Genomic DNA, 16668 nt, shown 5'->3' on the forward strand with positions numbered 1-16668 from the left:
TTATAATTAAAACACAGTAAAATGATATGTTTTGTAATGATTAGTGAAGAGAGGATGGACTTGGATGCGAGTAGTAAATAATATCACTGAATTAATAGGAGAAACACCTATTGTTAAATTAAATCGATTAGTACCAGAAGATGCGGCCGATGTGTATGTTAAATTAGAAATGTTTAATCCGTCTAAAAGTGTGAAGGACAGAGCAGCTTATAATATGATCAAAGTTGCAGAAGAGAAAGGTGTATTAAAATCCGGCGCAACAATTATTGAACCGACAAGTGGAAATACAGGGATAGGCTTAGCGATGACAGCTGCTGCTAAAGGGTACAAAGCCATTTTAGTTATGCCTGATAATATGACAAAGGAACGTATTAATATTCTAAAAGCATACGGTGCCGAAATTGTATTAACACCAAGTGACGAAAAGATGCCAGGTGCAATTAAAAAAGCAAAGCAGTTAGTTTCAGAAATACCTAATAGTTTCATGCCACAACAGTTTGAAAACCCAGCTAATCCAGACATCCACCGAACAACAACTGCGCAAGAAATTTATCAACAAATGGACAAAAACATTGATGCTTTTGTGGCTACCGCTGGTACTGGTGGAACAATTACTGGCACAGGAGAAACGTTAAAAGAACTCTTACCTGACATTTATATTATGGTAGTGGAACCTAAAGGATCTCCTGTACTTTCTGGCGGAAAACCAGGGAAGCATAAATTGGTCGGCACTAGTCCAGGTTTCATACCAGAAATTTTGAATACATCAATTTACAATGAAATCATGCCAATTCAAGATGATGATGCAATAAATATGTTTAAGCAACTAGGGGAGAAAGAAGGGATTTTTATTGGACCTTCTGGAGCTGCGGCGGTTTTCGCAGCAATTGACCTTGCTAAACGATTAGGAAAAGGAAAACGTGTCGTTTGTATCGCACCAGATACAGGAGAACGATATTTGAGTATGAATTTATTTGATCAATAAAATAAATTTGGCACTAGAACAAATACCACTTCATTAGCTATTATGGTGGTATTTTGTTTTGTGATCTATTAGATTAATTAGATACTAAGTCTAAGACTCTCTATGTTATAATAATTAAAATAGATAGTAGTGCGTGTCACGACTATCTTTTAGTTTAAAAGTTAAGGGTGAGGAAAAAATGGCTAAAGTAAAAATGTTAGTTCAAACAAAATACAATGATCAGTTATTACGGGCAGATAAAGAATATGAGGTTCCTGATGAAACGGCAAAACGCTGGGATCAAAGTAGACTAGCGGTAATTGTAAATGAAGAACAAGAAAACAAGGCGTCTGAATAACGCCTTGTTTTTGCTTACTTAATAAATTGTGTGTCGATTAGATCCGTAAAGTCAGGTTTTTCTTTTAAAAACTTCAAGTCGTATGACGAATCACCAAAAGCCTGAACTTCATCTGCATTTAATTCGTAGGTGAAACCAATATTCTCCCATGCACCATCAATGACCTGTTTGCTTAATTCTTGACCTGTTTCTTCTTTAATATCTTGTATCGTAATTTCTTTTGCTTCTTCTGGATTATTATTTATAAATGTGATTGCTTGTTTATGTGAATCAATAATTTTTTGTATTAAATCTGGGTTGTTTTCAACTAATTCACCAGAACTCACCAATACAGATGCAGGTAATGTTTGACCGAAAGAAACTTCATCTGAGCTCACAATGACATTCGCATTTGCTTCTTGCGCTAATACGGAAGCCCAAGGTTCAGGAGCAACTGCAACATCTACTTTACCAGATTCAAACATAGCCTGATATTGTGCAGGTTTTCCTGTTGAATGCACCATCGTTCCACCAATTCGTTCAGATGTAATACCATTCTCTTTCATATAAGTTTCGAATTGAACATTATGTGTGCAACCTACACGGGGAGTGATAAAGGTTTTTCCTTTAATATCCTCAAGTGTTTCAATTCCACTATCCTCACGCGCTAATATTACTGTTCCACCAGTAGAACCACCTGCAAGTATTTTTACATCTGTCCCTGTTGTATAGTTGTTCATTGCTGGACCTGGACCAACAAGACCAGCCTCAATTTCTCCAGTTTTTAATGCAGTCATAAAGGAAGCCCCATCTGGAAATGTTTTATATTCAATTGATACGTTTTCTCCAAGTTGCTCTTGATAAAACCCTTCTGCTTTGGCCACCATTGCAGGTACATGATTAATATTTGGAAAATACCCAAGTGTAACGGTTTGTGTATCACTATTATTTGTAGTTGACGAAGACGAGCTTCCACAAGCTGCAAGACCTCCTAACAATGCGACAAGTGAAATGGCAAGTAAGACTCTTTTCATTCGATTTCCCCCTTAAAAAATTTTTAATTTATACTAATCCCCAACGTTTGGCTACATTTTTTTCAATACGTTGGAAGATGAGTTGGTCAACAATTGAGCCAATAACACCAATGATAATCATTACACCAATTACAAGACTCATATCACCAAAGTCAGATGCATAGCGAAGGGTGTATCCTAATCCCGGACCTGTACTAAGCAATTCACCCGCCATTAAAGCTCGCCAGGAAAATGCCCAAGCTAGTCGTGAACCAGTGACAATATGCGGGACGGAAGCAGGAAAGATTACTCTTCTAAATAAATCTAATCCATTAGAACCCATTGTTCGCGCAGCTCTTATAAATAGTGGTTGCACATTTTTAATACCTGTTCGAATATTTAAAGCCATAACAAATGTTCCACCTAAAATAACAATAAAGATAACTGCTTTTTCGTTTAGACCGAACCACATAATAGCAAGTGGTAACCAAACGATGCTCGGAACACTTTGCAGGGCAAGCAGCATAGCTCCAATCGTGTCATCTGCTGTTTTTGATTTAGCGATGATTACACCTATAGCTGTGCCTAATATAAGTGCAATGCTAAGACCGATAGCTAATCGACGAAAACTAGCAATTAAGTCGTAAATTAATGTCATATCTTTAACCCCTGTGAACAATGCTTGAAATACATTTATAGGTGAGGGGAATAACACTTCTGACCACCAGTTTAAGGCTGATCCAAGACTCCAAAATCCAATTAATATAGCAAAAAACAGAATACGTTTACTGATTGTTTTCATATTAAGTTTCCTCACTTATGACTTTATCAATCTCACTTTTTAAATGAACCATAATCTGTGATTCAAGCTTGATCATTTGTTCTTTATGCTTTTCTCTAGGGCGTGGAATATCTATTTTTATATCTGTTAAAATAACTCCTGGTTGTGTACCCATGACTATCACACGATCAGACAATTTGATTGATTCAGTGATGCTATGGGTGATAAAGATAATAGTCTTCTTTGTATCTCGCCATATATGTTCAAGCTGCACGTGCAATCTAGAACGTGTTTGTTCATCTAACGCCCCGAAAGGTTCATCCATTAACAATAAACTAGGATTCATTACTAACGCTCTAGCTATTGCAACTCTTTGCTGCATGCCGCCAGATATTTCGTGTGGGTAATGGTGTGCATACTTTGATAATTGAACCATTTTTAAATAGTTGTTTGCCAATTCGTTAGCAGTTTTTTTACTATGTTCTTTTTTTATAGGAAAGATCACATTTTCAATAACGGTAAGCCAGGGGAATAAAGCTGGTTCCTGAAAAACCATCCCACGATCTTTGCCTGGGTGGATAATGCGATTGCCCTGTACTTCAACCGTGCCAGAAGTTGACGGTGTTAACCCTGCTATAATTGACAATAAGGTAGATTTACCGCAACCAGATGGACCAAGAATAGAAATAAATTCCCCTTCGTCTGCTGAAAAGGAAATATCCTTTAACACCGTACTTAATTGTTTTTCAGGAGTGTAGAATTGTTTATTTAGTTTATCAATGGTTAAAAACATATGAACCACACCTCGTTTAGTAACTTTAATTCATTATTCCTATTTGTTTAATCGGAATTTAAATAAAGGTTACCTTATGATGTGATTCATTGTCAATAGGAAATACAGAATTTACTGAAAATTAGTTAAAATGTCTATGAAAGCCTGTCTGAATTGGTTTTTATCTTCTTGCGTGAGAGGCTTGGGTCCTTTTGTTTTCATTTTCTTCTTTCTAGCCTGTGCATTTTGATATCGAACTTCCAACAAATAATCGATATTCTCTTGTGTATAGATAAATCCTTTATGGTGTAATACATACGCATTTTTTTCTAGAGCTAAAGAGGCTAAGCCATAATCTTGTGTAATAACTAAATCATTTGGACGAAGCATGGATAGAATTCGATAATCAGCCGCTTCACGTTCGGAATCAACATAGATAGAAGTAACTCCATCTGGATCATCTTGTGTTGAAAAGTGAGCATAACTTTTTACCAAATACACAGGAATATTGTTAGGAATTGCTATTTCAATAATAATTTCTTTTACAGGACAAGCATCAGCATCTACATATATTTTCATTTTACTCAACCTTTACTAGATAATTGTTATTTTCTATTTTATCAGAGTGTAGCTTCGGTTATAATAACATTTAGACGATGGATTAGAAAGAAGGGTAAAGATGAATAAATTAGCAGCAGGTCAAATCGTTACATTAGACGCAGTAAGTGAAGATGAGACTTCTTTTATATTATCAAATGGAATCGATCAAGTGTTATATAATAAAAAGCTTAACGAACAAGAATTGGAACTGAACGAAAGTTACGAAGTTTTTCTCTATCAAGAAAGAAATCAATTATATGCATCAACTTCAATTCCAAATGTAAGATTAGATGTGTTTGATTGGGCAGTAGTAACAAAAGTACAACCAGATTTAGGTGTGTTTGTCGATATAGGTACTTGTGTAAATATCCTAGTTTCTAGTGATGATTTACCTGTGTTTAAGACGGTATGGCCTGACATTGGTGATGAGTTATATGTTATTTTAGATTTAGATAAAAAGGGTAGACTACTTGCTAAACCTGTAGCAGAAAATGATTTTGAAGGTACATGGGATACTGCGCCTGAAACACTATTAGATAAAGATATCGAAGGTCGAATTTTTAGAACGGATAGGGAAGGCGCAGTACTAATAACAGAAGATGGTTATCGAGGATTTATCCATCATACAGAAAGAAAAGTAGAACCACGATTAGGTCAATGGATCAATGGTCGCGTAATTGCTGTAAAAGAAGATGGCACATTAAATGTTTCTCTTCGTCCTCGAAGAAAAGAAGCGAGACAAACGGATGCGGCTGTCATTTTGCAATATTTAGTTGATCATAATGGCGAAATGTCTTTAACCGATAAGACTGACCCAGAAACGATCTATCAAACATTTCACATTAGTAAAGCTGCTTTCAAACGGGCATTAGGTAAACTAATGAAAGACAAAAAAATTGAGCAAGTAGACGGAAAAACACGTTTATTGAATGAATAAATAAAATAGAAGGATGGTTTACTACAAAAAGTAATCCATCCTTCTATTTATCTAAACAACTTGTGCTTGTTTATTTAAATGTAACGTATCTGCCAGATTTGCACGTTCTTCATCAGTTAATGGAATCAACGGTAAGCGAACACTACCTACATTTATACCAATCATACATAATGCCTCTTTTACCGGCGTTGGATTCGGTGCAGAAAATAAAGCTTTCATTGTTGGCAATAGTTGTTGATGAATCAAGCTAGCTTGTCTTGGATCACCATTCATGTAGCTAGTGATCATTCGCTGCATGTCAGTACCTACAATATGTGATGAAACAGAAACAACACCGCGACCACCAATAGCCAACACAGGTAAAGTTAAACTATCATCACCACTGTACAAGTCAAAATTATCATCTGTTTCGTGAATGATTGAAGTCATCATGTCTAAGTTCCCACTAGCTTCTTTAATAGAAGTGATATTTTCTATTTTAGATAATCGAATAATCGTTTCTACCGACATCCCAACAGCACTTCTTCCTGGAATATTATAAAGCATCAAAGGTAAACAAGTTGCTTCAGCAATTGTTTTAAAATGTTGATACATCCCTTCTTGAGATGGCTTATTATAATATGGCGTTACCAACATGACACCATCCACGCCCATTGCTTCAGCTTTCTTAGTAAGAATGATCGATGCTTGCGTATTATTGGATCCTGTTCCAGCTATGACAGGTATGCGCTTGTTAACGTATTGAACGACAAAACGTATGAAATCGACTTTTTCATCTTCAGTTAAAGTAGGTGATTCTCCAGTAGTTCCTGTTATAATAATTCCTTCTGTTCCATTCTGAATCAAATGGTTAATGACTTCCTTCGTTTTTTCATAATTGATGTTCCCATTATAATCAAATGGGGTGACCATAGCGGTTAATAATCGACCAAATTGCATGTAATCCACCTCTATTCATATTTTTGAGAAAGTAACCTGTTACGGGTTTGAATAGAGCGTATCTCATCATAAAAAATACAGCGACGAAGGGCTCGTCGCTGCATCAATTTTGAATAGTTATGATGCGTGAGATAGCCCTCCATACAGTAAATCATTACTATATGACAGTACTGTATTTGTTCAATAGCAGTACCAGTGAATAAAAAGATGAACATTTATCCACTTCGGCAAATTTCCCTTTCTGCTTTAATCCCTAGCGTTCATCCGCTTCATAAAGCATACTAATGACATTTGCACCTCTATGCTCACTTCAATTTATAATTGAAGTTATAGAAATATTATTCACACCATATCAAAAATGTAGAGGGGTTGCAAGCGTTCGACAAAAATTATTCAGAATAAAACATATAATTTTTATTAAAGTTTATCGAATTATGTGCATTTAGATTGACAATACATTGATTTCTAAATACAATATAGCGTAACTATTCATAATTTTTAGTTAAATTACTTATAACTATATTAATAGTCTTTAAATTCTATGGCATGCTGAATAGTTGTTATTATAAAAAGGTGGTGGCGTTAGATGGAAATAAATCAAAATATAAGCCTTCAAATTGGTGATTGGGTTAGGGCGAAATCAAGTAAAGGGATTTTGATGCATGGATTTGTTGAAAAAAATGAATTAGATCATAATGTTGTCCAGCTACGCGTCGTTGCTAGTGATAATAAGATGTTGACTGGTCAAAGTATTCAAATTAACCAATCCAAAATTAATCGACTAAGTAGTGATTTTTCAAAAACGGAAAACCAACTAAATGCATTAATTGACATAGCGCTTGAAACTCGAGATGAAGATTGGTTTCATGACTTAGTTTCCCAACTAAACAAATTAAAAAGAACGAAGGAAAAAAATATACTAGATACTAATTATAAAACAAATGCTTGTGAAACAGACTAACGTATGGTTATAAGAGACTGGGACAAAACAAGATTTCTCAATAGAAAATCCGAACTTTTATTTTAATTAAGAAGAACAAACACCGCTGTGGAAATATACTCTCTTTCCGCAGGTACGGCTTCAGCTAACTCATTAAAGCAAAAAGCGCTTTAATGAGTGGATCTTCAGCTCGCGCTGTTCCTGCAGGACAAGGAACGCTTCGGCAGCGATACATCGCACGAAGAAAATAGTTCTTTATTTTCGAGGAGTATCGTATATTTCCACAGCTAATATATTTGCTCAAAAAAAACGGATAATGATCCTTAAATAAGGTATTATTATCCGTTTTCTAATGATTTTTATTTAGTTTTGCACTAACCTCTTGTTATAGCTTTGAATTGACACTTGCTTTTATATATGATAAATAAATAGTGTTAGCACTCTATTGAACTGACTGCTAAAAAAGATCTATTTAAATAAGAGAGGAGCATAAATATGCCACAAAAACAATTTGAAGCAGAGTCCAAAAGACTATTAGAAATGATGATTAATTCTATTTATTCACAACGAGAAGTTTTTCTTCGTGAATTAATTTCCAATGCTAGTGATGCGATTGATAAGCTCTATTACAAGGCACTAACGGATGATTCTCTTACATTTAACACAGAAGACTATTACATAAAAGTAAGTGCTGATAAAGAGTCCCGCACCTTAACGGTTACTGATACAGGAATCGGGATGACAGAGGAAGAGCTAATAGACAATTTAGGTGTTATTGCAAGAAGTGGATCCTTATCCTTTAAAAAAGAAAATGAAATTAAAGATGGGCATGATATCATTGGCCAATTCGGTGTAGGATTTTATGCGGCATTTATGGTAGCAGATAAAGTAACTGTAAAGACAAAAGCCTTAAATAGTGATCAAGGATACTTATGGGAGTCTGAAGGTACAGAAGGTTATCGTATTGAAACAATAGACAAGTCAACTACTGGAACTGAGATTGCTTTAACAATAAAAGAAAGCACAGATGAAGATGACTATGACCAATTTTTAGATGTAAATCAATTAAAATCGATTATTGTGAAATACTCCGACTTTATTCGTTATCCAATTAAAATGGATATAACCTCAACGGAACCACAAGGCGAAGGAGAGGAACCAGTTGAAGTAATTGAGGAAAAAACAGTTAATAGTATGATTCCAATTTGGAAGAAAAATAAAAATGAATTAAGTGATGAGGATTATAACCAGTTTTATACAGAAAAACATTACGGTTTTGATCAACCGCTTCAACACATCCATATCAGTGTAGACGGAAATATTCGCTATGATGCTATTTTGTATATACCTGAAAATATGCCGTACAATTACTATTCAGCAGAATATGAAAAAGGATTAGAACTATATTCTAATGGCGTACTTATTATGAACAAATCAGCAGATCTATTGCCTGATTATTTTAGTTTCGTTAAAGGATTAGTTGATTCAGAGGATCTTTCACTAAATATTTCTCGTGAAATGCTACAACATGATCGTCAACTAAAATTAATTGCTAAAAACATTAACAAAAAAATTAAAACAGAACTACAAAAGATGTTAAAAAATGATCGAGAAAAGTACGAAAAATTTTATGATTCATTTGGACGTCAGCTGAAATACGGTGTGTATAGTGATTTTGGACAAAACAAAGAAACATTGCAAGACTTATTACTATTCTATTCTTCAAAAGAGAAAAAGCTGGTTACGTTAGCTGAATATGTAGAACGTATGCCTGAAGATCAGCCATATATTTATTATGCAACTGGTGAGACTAACGAGCGAATTGAACGTTTACCACAAACAGAAGTAGTATTAGATAAAGGATATGAAATTCTTTATTTAACAGATGATATTGATGAATTCGCTATTAAAATGTTAGCAACTTATCAAGAAAAAGAATTTAAATCTGTATCAAGTGGTGATTTAGGATTTGAACCTGAAGAGGAAAATACAGAAGAGGAAATAAAAGAAAATAAAGCATTGTTAGATCATATGAAAGAAGTTCTAGCAAATAAGGTAAAAGACGTGCGCATTTCTAAACGATTGAAATCACATCCAGTTTGTCTAAGTAATGATGGTGACATATCTATTGAAATGGAGAAGGTATTAAATATGATGCCTGATAATCCACAATTAAAAGCAGATAAAATTTTAGAAATTAATGTTCAACATGATGTGTTTAAAACAATGCAAGCTGCATATGAAAAAGAAGATATTCAAAAAACTGATTTACTAACCAATATATTGTATCATCAAGCATTATTAATTGAAGGACTCTCTATTGAAGATCCTGTAGAATTTTCAAATGATGTTTGGAAAGCAATAGCTGAATAAAAACGATAACCAAAAGTAAACTATAGAGAAAGACATACACGAATAATGAAGTGTAATGTCTTTTTCTATTTCTTTTTTTAAAACTTTTATCCATATAATTGTCACAAATACGTCACAAAATAGCCATAGAATATACACAACTTTATAAACGATAAAGTTTACAATGTATAAGAGTAACCATTCTAATCTAATAGATGTTATAATGAAATTGTTATGAATTTCACAACTAGAAAAATGGAGGGATGAAAGTGGAATTTGATACGGTCCTCATGAGTAGGCTAATCACAGCAATGACTTTAGGATTTCACATTATTTTCGCCACCTTAGGAGTAGGTGTGCCATTATTTATTTCAATCGCAGAATTTATTGGTATTAAAAAGAAGGACAAACATTACACTTTATTAGCACAGCGTTGGGCTCGTGGATTTGTAATTACAGTTGCAATAGGGGTTGTAACAGGAACTGCTATTGGATTGCAATTGTCATTAGTTTGGCCGCAATTTATGCAGCTTGCTGGTAATGTAATTGCATTGCCATTATTTATGGAAGTATTTGCGTTTTTCTTTGAAGCGATCTTTTTAGGTATTTACTTATATACATGGGATCGATTCAAAAATCCATATACGCACTGGTTACTTTCTATACCTGTTTTAATAGGAGCTGGAATTTCGGCTATATTTATTACAACAGTAAATTCATTTATGAATACTCCGGATGGATTTTTATTGCAAAATGGTGAATTTACAGATGTAAATCCGATTGCTGCAATGTTAAACCCATCTACACCAACAAGAGTTGCTCACGTTCTTGGCGGATCATATGTCACTGTTGCAGCAATTTTAGCAACAATAGCAGCATTCGCTTTGTTACGTAAAAAAGGAGCTGCAACATATCATAAGAAAGCTTTAAAATTAACTGTTATTTCGATGTTTATCTTTTCTATTTTAACTGCTTTAGCAGGAGATTTATCTGCAAAGTTTTTAGCAGAACACCAACCAGAAAAATTAGCAGCCGCTGAATGGCATTTTGAGACAGAAGAAAATGCTGATTTGGTATTATTCGGTTGGCTAAATGAAGATAATGAAGTAGTTGGGGAAATACGCTTACCAGGATTTCTAAGTTTCCTAGCACACGGAAACTTTTCGAGTCCAGTGATCGGTTTAGAAGAGTTTCCTGAGGATGAACAACCACCTTTATGGATTCACTACATGTTTGATTTAATGGTTTCCATAGGTTTCTTCTTATTGGCTATTTCATTTATATATCTAGTGTTTACTTTCGTTAAAAAATGGAATGCAAATAATAAATTATTCTTATGGCTCATTGCATTGAGTGGTCCATTAGCAATGTTAGCTGTTGAATTTGGTTGGATCTACGCAGAGGAAGGAAGACAACCATGGATTTTACGTGGTTATATGACAGTTGAGGAAGCAGCAACATCATCTCCTTATATTACGCATATGTTCTTCTTATTCTTGTTACTGTATATTGTATTAGGTACATTATGTGTGGTTACGTTGCGCAAACTATTTAAAAATAATCCAGCTGAGGTAGAACTAGAAAAACGTTACCCTGCATTTGAGAAGGGAGAATCAGAGTAATGAGTTATGAAGTAATTGGTATTTCCGTACTTTGGTTGTTTCTTTATGGTTATCTAATCGTTGCTTCCATTGACTTTGGTGCTGGTTTCTATGCATATTATGCAAAAGTCACAAAGAGAGATCACATTATTAACCAAATTATTTCACGTTACTTATCTCCAGTGTGGGAAGTTACAAACGTGTTCTTAGTATTCTTCTTTGTAGGGATTGTTGGCTTTTTCCCTAAATCGGCATATTACTTTGGTTCCGCACTACTAGTACCTGCTAGTTTTGCGATTATCCTGTTGGCTATTAGAGGTTCATTCTATGCCTTCGAAAATTATGGATCTAAACAAAGTAATATATATATGTTTTTATATGGAGCAACGGGATTGTTTATTCCAGCATCTCTATCGGTGGCACTTACTATTTCAGAAGGTGGATTTATTACTGAAGAAAATGGTGTCGTGTCACTAAAATATGCAGAATTATTTACTAGCCCATTAGCTTGGAGTATTGTCGCACTTGCTATTACGGCTCTACTATTTATTAGTGCTAGCTTCTTAACCTATTATGCTTCTCGTGCTAATGATGAGAAAGCCTTAAACTTGGTTCGAAAATGGGCTATTTTTTGGGCAACACCAACAATCATTATGGCACTAACAACAATGATTGCGTTAAGTCAACGTAATGAAAGACACTTTAACAATATGCTTGATCTATGGTGGGTATTCGGAATTTCGATTGCGTGTTTCTTAGTTGCTTTAGCTTTATTGTATGTTGGAAAGCACTATGGTGTTGCATTCATTGCAATCATGCTGCAATTCCTATTCGCATTCTTCGGATATGGTATTGCAAAATTCCCATATCTACTTGATCCGTATATTCATATTGAGGACAGTGTAACAAGTGAACCAATGGCAATTGCATTAATTATTGCATTTATTGGTGGATTACTATTACTTATTCCATCACTTATACTATTAATGCGTCTGTTCTTGTTTAACGCAGACTATGCCAAAGGAAAAAAATAACCTTACTAAAAGGATCGATCAACTATGCAACGAATCAAACATTCATTACGTGCACATAAGACTAGCCTAATTTTGCTACTGTTATTAACCTTGTTATTAGGTGGCGCTATTATTGTGCAGGCTTATACGATCACATTGATTGTTAATGATATATTTTTAGAAGGAGCTAGCTTCTCTTCCGTTATAGAGTGGCTTGCGCTTCTATTAGTAGCCTTAACTGTTCGATCAATTTCGGATTATTACAGCAAAAAAATCGGTGTTAAGATTGCAAGTGCTGTTAAGGAAGAAACGAGAAAAGAATTGTTAGAGCAATATAAGCATCAAATTTCAGTCAGTGAAAAACAAGGTGTAGTAGGTGAAAAAGTAAGTATGCTACTTGATGGGGTGGATGAGATGGATAGCTTTTATAGCCAGTTCATCCCACAAGTTATGCAAAGTGCTTTTGTGCCCTTATTAACATTGATTATTATCTTTACACAGCATGTTAACTCTGGAATCATTCTAATGGTTACTGCACCATTTATACCTATTTTCATGATTGTAATTGGTATAAAAACACAGAAGAAATCTGAAGAAAAATTAGAACAAATGGCAGCCTTTTCTGGTACATTTTTAGATACTTTGAAAGGGTTAGTTACTTTAAAGATATTTAATCAAACGGATCGAAAAAAGGATGAACTAGAGAAAAGTAGCTTAGGTTTCAGAGATGCAACAATGGAGATACTAAAGATCGCTTTTACGCAATCGTTTATGCTTGAAGTTGTTTCTATGTTAAGTATCGGGTTAATCGCATTAGAAATCGCTTTTCAACTCGTTTTATATGATGGTATCTCATTTTTCACTGCATTCTTCGTACTTATTCTAGTGCCCGAATTTTTTACTGCGTTAAGAGAGTTAGGAACCACCTTTCACAATGGCCGTAGTAGTATGGGGGCAACGGAGAAAGTTTTCGAATCATTTGAAGAATCTGTATCTCCTGTAGAATGGGGAGAGGTTGAATTAACTGCTAGTGACGAAACACCAACATTGGAATTAGCTAATGTCTCTTTTCAATATGAAGGTTCGGATTTTGCTTTGAAAAATATAAATATTTATGCTGCACCTCATGAAAAAATCGCAATTGTCGGGCCTAGTGGTGCTGGTAAATCAACCTTACTTCATTTGTTATCTGGAATGATTACTGCTGAGCAAGGTGATATATTGATTAACAATCATTCACTCTATGCTTATACAGAGAATAACTGGTTGCAACAGATAAGTTATATTTCACAGGAACCGTATATTTTTTCTGGTACGTTCGCTGAAAATATTGCGATTGGCTCCAACCAAGAGATTGATATGGTAGAAATTAAACTAGCTGCTCAAAAAGCTGGGATTTCAGAGCTGATTGAATCATTGCCTGATAAATATCAAACGTATATCGGTGAAGGTGCTAGAGGATTATCGAGTGGGGAAAAGCAACGTGTAGCTATTGCACGTGCGTTTATTAAGAAGCCTAACATCGTCTTATTAGATGAACCGACAAGAGGGTTAGATCTTCAAACCGAAAAAGTATTGCAACAATCTACCAGTGAATTACAGCAATTCGGTACGATTTTAACGATTGCTCATCGGTTACATACAATCAAAGATGCTGATAAGATTGTATTCTTACAAGATGGTCAAATAGCTGGTATTGGCTCACATCAGGAATTAATTCATACATTACCAGCTTATCGAGAAATGGTAACGATCCAGCAAGGGGGTATAGACAATGACTCCAATTAAGCAATTAATTCGTGTTATATTTATGGAGAAAAAAGATATTTTCTATGCTGTCCTATTTGGTTTTATTGCTGGGATTGCAAGTGTTGGACTATTCGCAGCTAGTGGTTATTTAATTTCTAAAGCTGCACTTGAAACACCACTTTATGCTTTGATTGTCGTAACTTCAACCGTTAAATTGTTAGGCTTTATTAAAGCAGGAACGAAATATGGAGAACGTTTAGTCTCACACCGCGCAACCTTTACGATACTTAGTAATTTGCGTGTCCAATTCTTTGAAAAGCTAGAACCACTTGTTCCTCAAATTTTCAGGAAATATAGAAGTGGGGATCTATTAGGACGAGTGGTTGGAGATGTAGAAAGTCTACAAAATTTCTTTCTACGCGTGTTTTATCCACCAATCGTTTTATTATTAGTTTTTGTTAGTACGATCTTTTTTACTAGCTTTTACTCCTTTTCAGTAGCAATGATCTTACTTGTTGGTTATCTTATAACGACATTTGTTATTCCGTTTCTTTTTTCATTAAAACAAATGAAAATAAAACAACAAGTTCGCGCCAATCGTGGAGATTTATCTACCGAAGTGACAGATTATATGTATGGTTATAAGGAATTAAAATTATTTCAACAAGCAGAAACAAAAAAGCAAGATTTATTACAAAAATCAAATGTTTATATTTCAGCACAAAATAAAGAAAATATGAACAAAGTATTTAACCAATCGGTAACTAGCTTTGTTACGTTTGTTACGAGTTGGGTTGTTTTAGCAGTTGGTGCCTATTTAGTAGCTGGTGATCAGCTTGACGGGCTATTTCTTGCGATGCTTGTCATGATTTCACTAACTGTCTTTGAGCCGATTGCTCCAATGGGTGTATTTCCGATTTATTATCAAGAAAGTCAATCAGCTGTTACTAGGTTAAATGAAGTAGTAGAAGATACCGCGATAGAGACTGATTCAGGTAAAGCGCAAATAGAGCAAACGAATACGCCGACGATTGTGTTTGACCAAGTTAGCTTTAATTATTTTGCTGATTGGCGTAAGACGTTATCAGATATATCATTAACGATTGAAAGTGGAACAAAAACAGCTATTGTTGGCGCTAGTGGATCAGGTAAATCTACTTTACTTCAATTACTGATTAAACTGCAGTTTGCCCAAGATGGAAAAATAACATGGAATAATCAGGACTATGAAGAGATAGCTGCTGAAGACATTTGGCAACAAGCTAGAGTAGTGCTTCAGGAAAATCATTTCTTTTATGGAACAATCAAAGACAACTTGTTAATTGCAAACACAGAAGCAACAGAAGAGGAATTAAATACTGCACTTCACCATGTTTTACTTTCCCATTTTTCATTATCTGATGCCGTTGCTGAGCGAGGACAAAATTTATCTGGTGGTGAAAAACAACGCTTAGCTATTGCTAGAGCGATGTTGAAAAAGGGTAATCTATGGGTGTTGGATGAACCAACTTCTTCATTAGATGCTAAAACAGAACTAATCATAATGAAGCAAATTGAACAATTAGCAGCTGATGATACGTTATTACTAGTTAGTCACCGGATTAACGGCCTGGAGAAGATGGACCAGATTATTGTAATGGAGTATGGTGAAATCATTGAATTAGGTAGCTATGATGCATTAATGAAGCAACAAGGCTACTTGTATAAAATGAAACAATTAGAACAATCGTTATTAATATAAGATTGACAACTTTCTGACAAATGTTATGATGAATATAAATAAATATTGACAAACTTTTCACCACTAGGGGAGTCTTTTACAAAAGACTGAGATTGAAGTATAACTTCGAGACCCTTTGAACCTGATCTAGTTTAAACTAGCGTAGGGAAGTGGAAAAGGGTTGTTTTCAGCCACTTTTCTATTTCCTAATGGTAGTAAGTGGTTTTTTGTTTTGTCTACAGGAGGTTAACCATGTCATTCACGCAAGAAATACGTAAGGAAATTGATGTCGTATGGAAAGCAAGTGTGGAGCATCCGTTTGTTGAAGGAATCGGAAACGGAACATTGCCATTGGAGAATTTTCGATTTTATGTCATGCAGGATTCATACTATTTAAGTCACTTTGCAAAAGTCCAATCATTAGGTGGAGCTAAAGCAAAGGATTTAGAGACAACAAATAATATGAATAAACATGCGCAAGGAACATATGAGGCGGAATTAGCTTTGCATCGAACATTCGCAAAACAGCTGGATATAAGTGAATTAGATTTGAAGGAGTTTAAGCCCGCTCCCACCGCATATGCCTATACCTCGCATTTATATCAAGCAGCATATCAAGGACATTTAGGTGATATTATTGCTAGTATATTACCGTGTTATTGGATTTACTATGATGTTGGTGAGAATTTAAAGGACAAAACACCGAATCAACCTATTTTTGAAGAATGGATTAGTGCATATGGTTCGGACTGGTTTCGTACATTAGTTGAAGAGCAGATCACACGGCTAGATCAAATAGCTGAAACAGTTACTGCTCAAGAACGAGATAGAATGAAACATCACTTTTTTACAAGTGTTCAATATGAATATATGTTCTGGGATATGGCATATAAACTAGAGAAATGGCCAGTCGATACATTATAAATAATAAAAGCCTTCCAAAGTTACAT

The 16668-nt window shown here is 34.8% G+C and carries 15 protein-coding genes and 2 riboswitches; of the genes, 10 read left to right on the forward strand and 5 right to left on the reverse strand.

The window, feature by feature from the left end; translation table 11 throughout:
• Window positions 1-64 precede the first annotated feature (64 nt).
• Window positions 65-985 carry a cysteine synthase A gene (gene cysK, locus HP569_RS01345; RefSeq protein WP_182199279.1) on the forward strand — a complete coding sequence of 307 codons (921 nt, stop codon included), beginning with the start codon at window positions 65-67 and terminating at the stop codon, window positions 983-985.
• Between the two features lie 178 nt (window positions 986-1163).
• Window positions 1164-1322 (forward strand): hypothetical protein, encoded by a 159-nt coding sequence (locus HP569_RS01350; RefSeq protein ID WP_182199280.1) that lies wholly within the window; start codon window positions 1164-1166, stop codon window positions 1320-1322.
• 14 nt (window positions 1323-1336) lie between these two features.
• Here HP569_RS01350 and HP569_RS01355 read toward each other — a convergent pair whose 3' ends face one another.
• From HP569_RS01355 to HP569_RS01370, 4 genes are all read right to left on the reverse strand, one after another.
• Complete coding sequence (locus tag HP569_RS01355; protein ID WP_182199281.1) at window positions 1337-2335, reverse strand: aliphatic sulfonate ABC transporter substrate-binding protein; 999 nt, start codon at window positions 2333-2335, stop codon at window positions 1337-1339.
• A 28-nt stretch (window positions 2336-2363) separates the two neighbouring features.
• On the reverse strand, window positions 2364-3116 hold the full coding sequence (locus tag HP569_RS01360) for an ABC transporter permease (RefSeq protein WP_182199282.1): 753 nt from the start codon (window positions 3114-3116) through the stop codon (window positions 2364-2366).
• 1 nt (window position 3117) lies between these two features.
• Window positions 3118-3888 carry an ABC transporter ATP-binding protein gene (locus HP569_RS01365; RefSeq protein WP_182199283.1) on the reverse strand — a complete coding sequence of 257 codons (771 nt, stop codon included), beginning with the start codon at window positions 3886-3888 and terminating at the stop codon, window positions 3118-3120.
• A 111-nt stretch (window positions 3889-3999) separates the two neighbouring features.
• Window positions 4000-4446, reverse strand: a complete 447-nt coding sequence (locus HP569_RS01370; protein ID WP_182199284.1) for a YaiI/YqxD family protein — start codon at window positions 4444-4446, stop codon at window positions 4000-4002.
• Between the two features lie 100 nt (window positions 4447-4546).
• Here HP569_RS01370 and HP569_RS01375 point away from each other — a divergent pair, with 100 nt between their 5' ends.
• The gene (locus tag HP569_RS01375) at window positions 4547-5404 is read left to right on the forward strand and encodes a CvfB family protein (RefSeq protein ID WP_182199285.1); all 858 of its coding nucleotides are present in this window, start codon (window positions 4547-4549) and stop codon (window positions 5402-5404) included.
• Between the two features lie 51 nt (window positions 5405-5455).
• On the opposite strand, the gene dapA is transcribed toward HP569_RS01375, so the two are convergent.
• The gene (gene dapA / locus HP569_RS01380; protein ID WP_182199286.1) at window positions 5456-6343 is read right to left on the reverse strand and encodes a 4-hydroxy-tetrahydrodipicolinate synthase; all 888 of its coding nucleotides are present in this window, start codon (window positions 6341-6343) and stop codon (window positions 5456-5458) included.
• 124 nt (window positions 6344-6467) lie between these two features.
• A riboswitch (Lysine riboswitch) is annotated at window positions 6468-6653 on the reverse strand.
• Window positions 6654-6929: 276 nt separating this feature from the next.
• Here dapA and HP569_RS01385 point away from each other — a divergent pair.
• The 7 genes from HP569_RS01385 (at window position 6930) to tenA (ending at window position 16642) form a co-directional block, all read left to right on the forward strand.
• A complete protein-coding gene (locus HP569_RS01385; protein WP_182199287.1) occupies window positions 6930-7304 on the forward strand; it encodes an IDEAL domain-containing protein in 375 nt (124 codons plus the stop codon).
• A gap of 474 nt (window positions 7305-7778) precedes the next feature.
• Window positions 7779-9656 (forward strand): molecular chaperone HtpG, encoded by a 1878-nt coding sequence (htpG, locus tag HP569_RS01390; RefSeq protein ID WP_182199288.1) that lies wholly within the window; start codon window positions 7779-7781, stop codon window positions 9654-9656.
• A 242-nt stretch (window positions 9657-9898) separates the two neighbouring features.
• Entirely contained in the window at window positions 9899-11257 is a 1359-nt protein-coding gene (locus tag HP569_RS01395) for a cytochrome ubiquinol oxidase subunit I (RefSeq protein WP_182199289.1), read from the forward strand.
• Entirely contained in the window at window positions 11257-12270 is a 1014-nt protein-coding gene (locus HP569_RS01400) for a cytochrome d ubiquinol oxidase subunit II (protein WP_182199290.1), read from the forward strand. Before HP569_RS01395 ends, HP569_RS01400 begins: the two co-directional genes overlap by 1 nt.
• A 24-nt stretch (window positions 12271-12294) precedes the next feature.
• Window positions 12295-14037 carry a thiol reductant ABC exporter subunit CydD gene (cydD, locus tag HP569_RS01405; protein WP_182199291.1) on the forward strand — a complete coding sequence of 581 codons (1743 nt, stop codon included), beginning with the start codon at window positions 12295-12297 and terminating at the stop codon, window positions 14035-14037.
• A complete protein-coding gene (cydC, locus tag HP569_RS01410) occupies window positions 14024-15739 on the forward strand; it encodes a thiol reductant ABC exporter subunit CydC (RefSeq protein WP_182199292.1) in 1716 nt (571 codons plus the stop codon). The genes cydD and cydC overlap by 14 nt, the downstream gene beginning before the upstream one ends.
• Window positions 15740-15794: 55 nt before the next feature.
• A riboswitch (TPP riboswitch) is annotated at window positions 15795-15904 on the forward strand.
• Between the two features lie 66 nt (window positions 15905-15970).
• Window positions 15971-16642 carry a thiaminase II gene (tenA, locus tag HP569_RS01415; protein WP_182199293.1) on the forward strand — a complete coding sequence of 224 codons (672 nt, stop codon included), beginning with the start codon at window positions 15971-15973 and terminating at the stop codon, window positions 16640-16642.
• Window positions 16643-16668 lie beyond the last annotated feature (26 nt).

Origin of the sequence: Paraliobacillus salinarum (genome assembly GCF_014083865.1) — a bacterium.
Classification (GTDB): domain Bacteria; phylum Bacillota; class Bacilli; order Bacillales; family Amphibacillaceae; genus Paraliobacillus; species Paraliobacillus salinarum.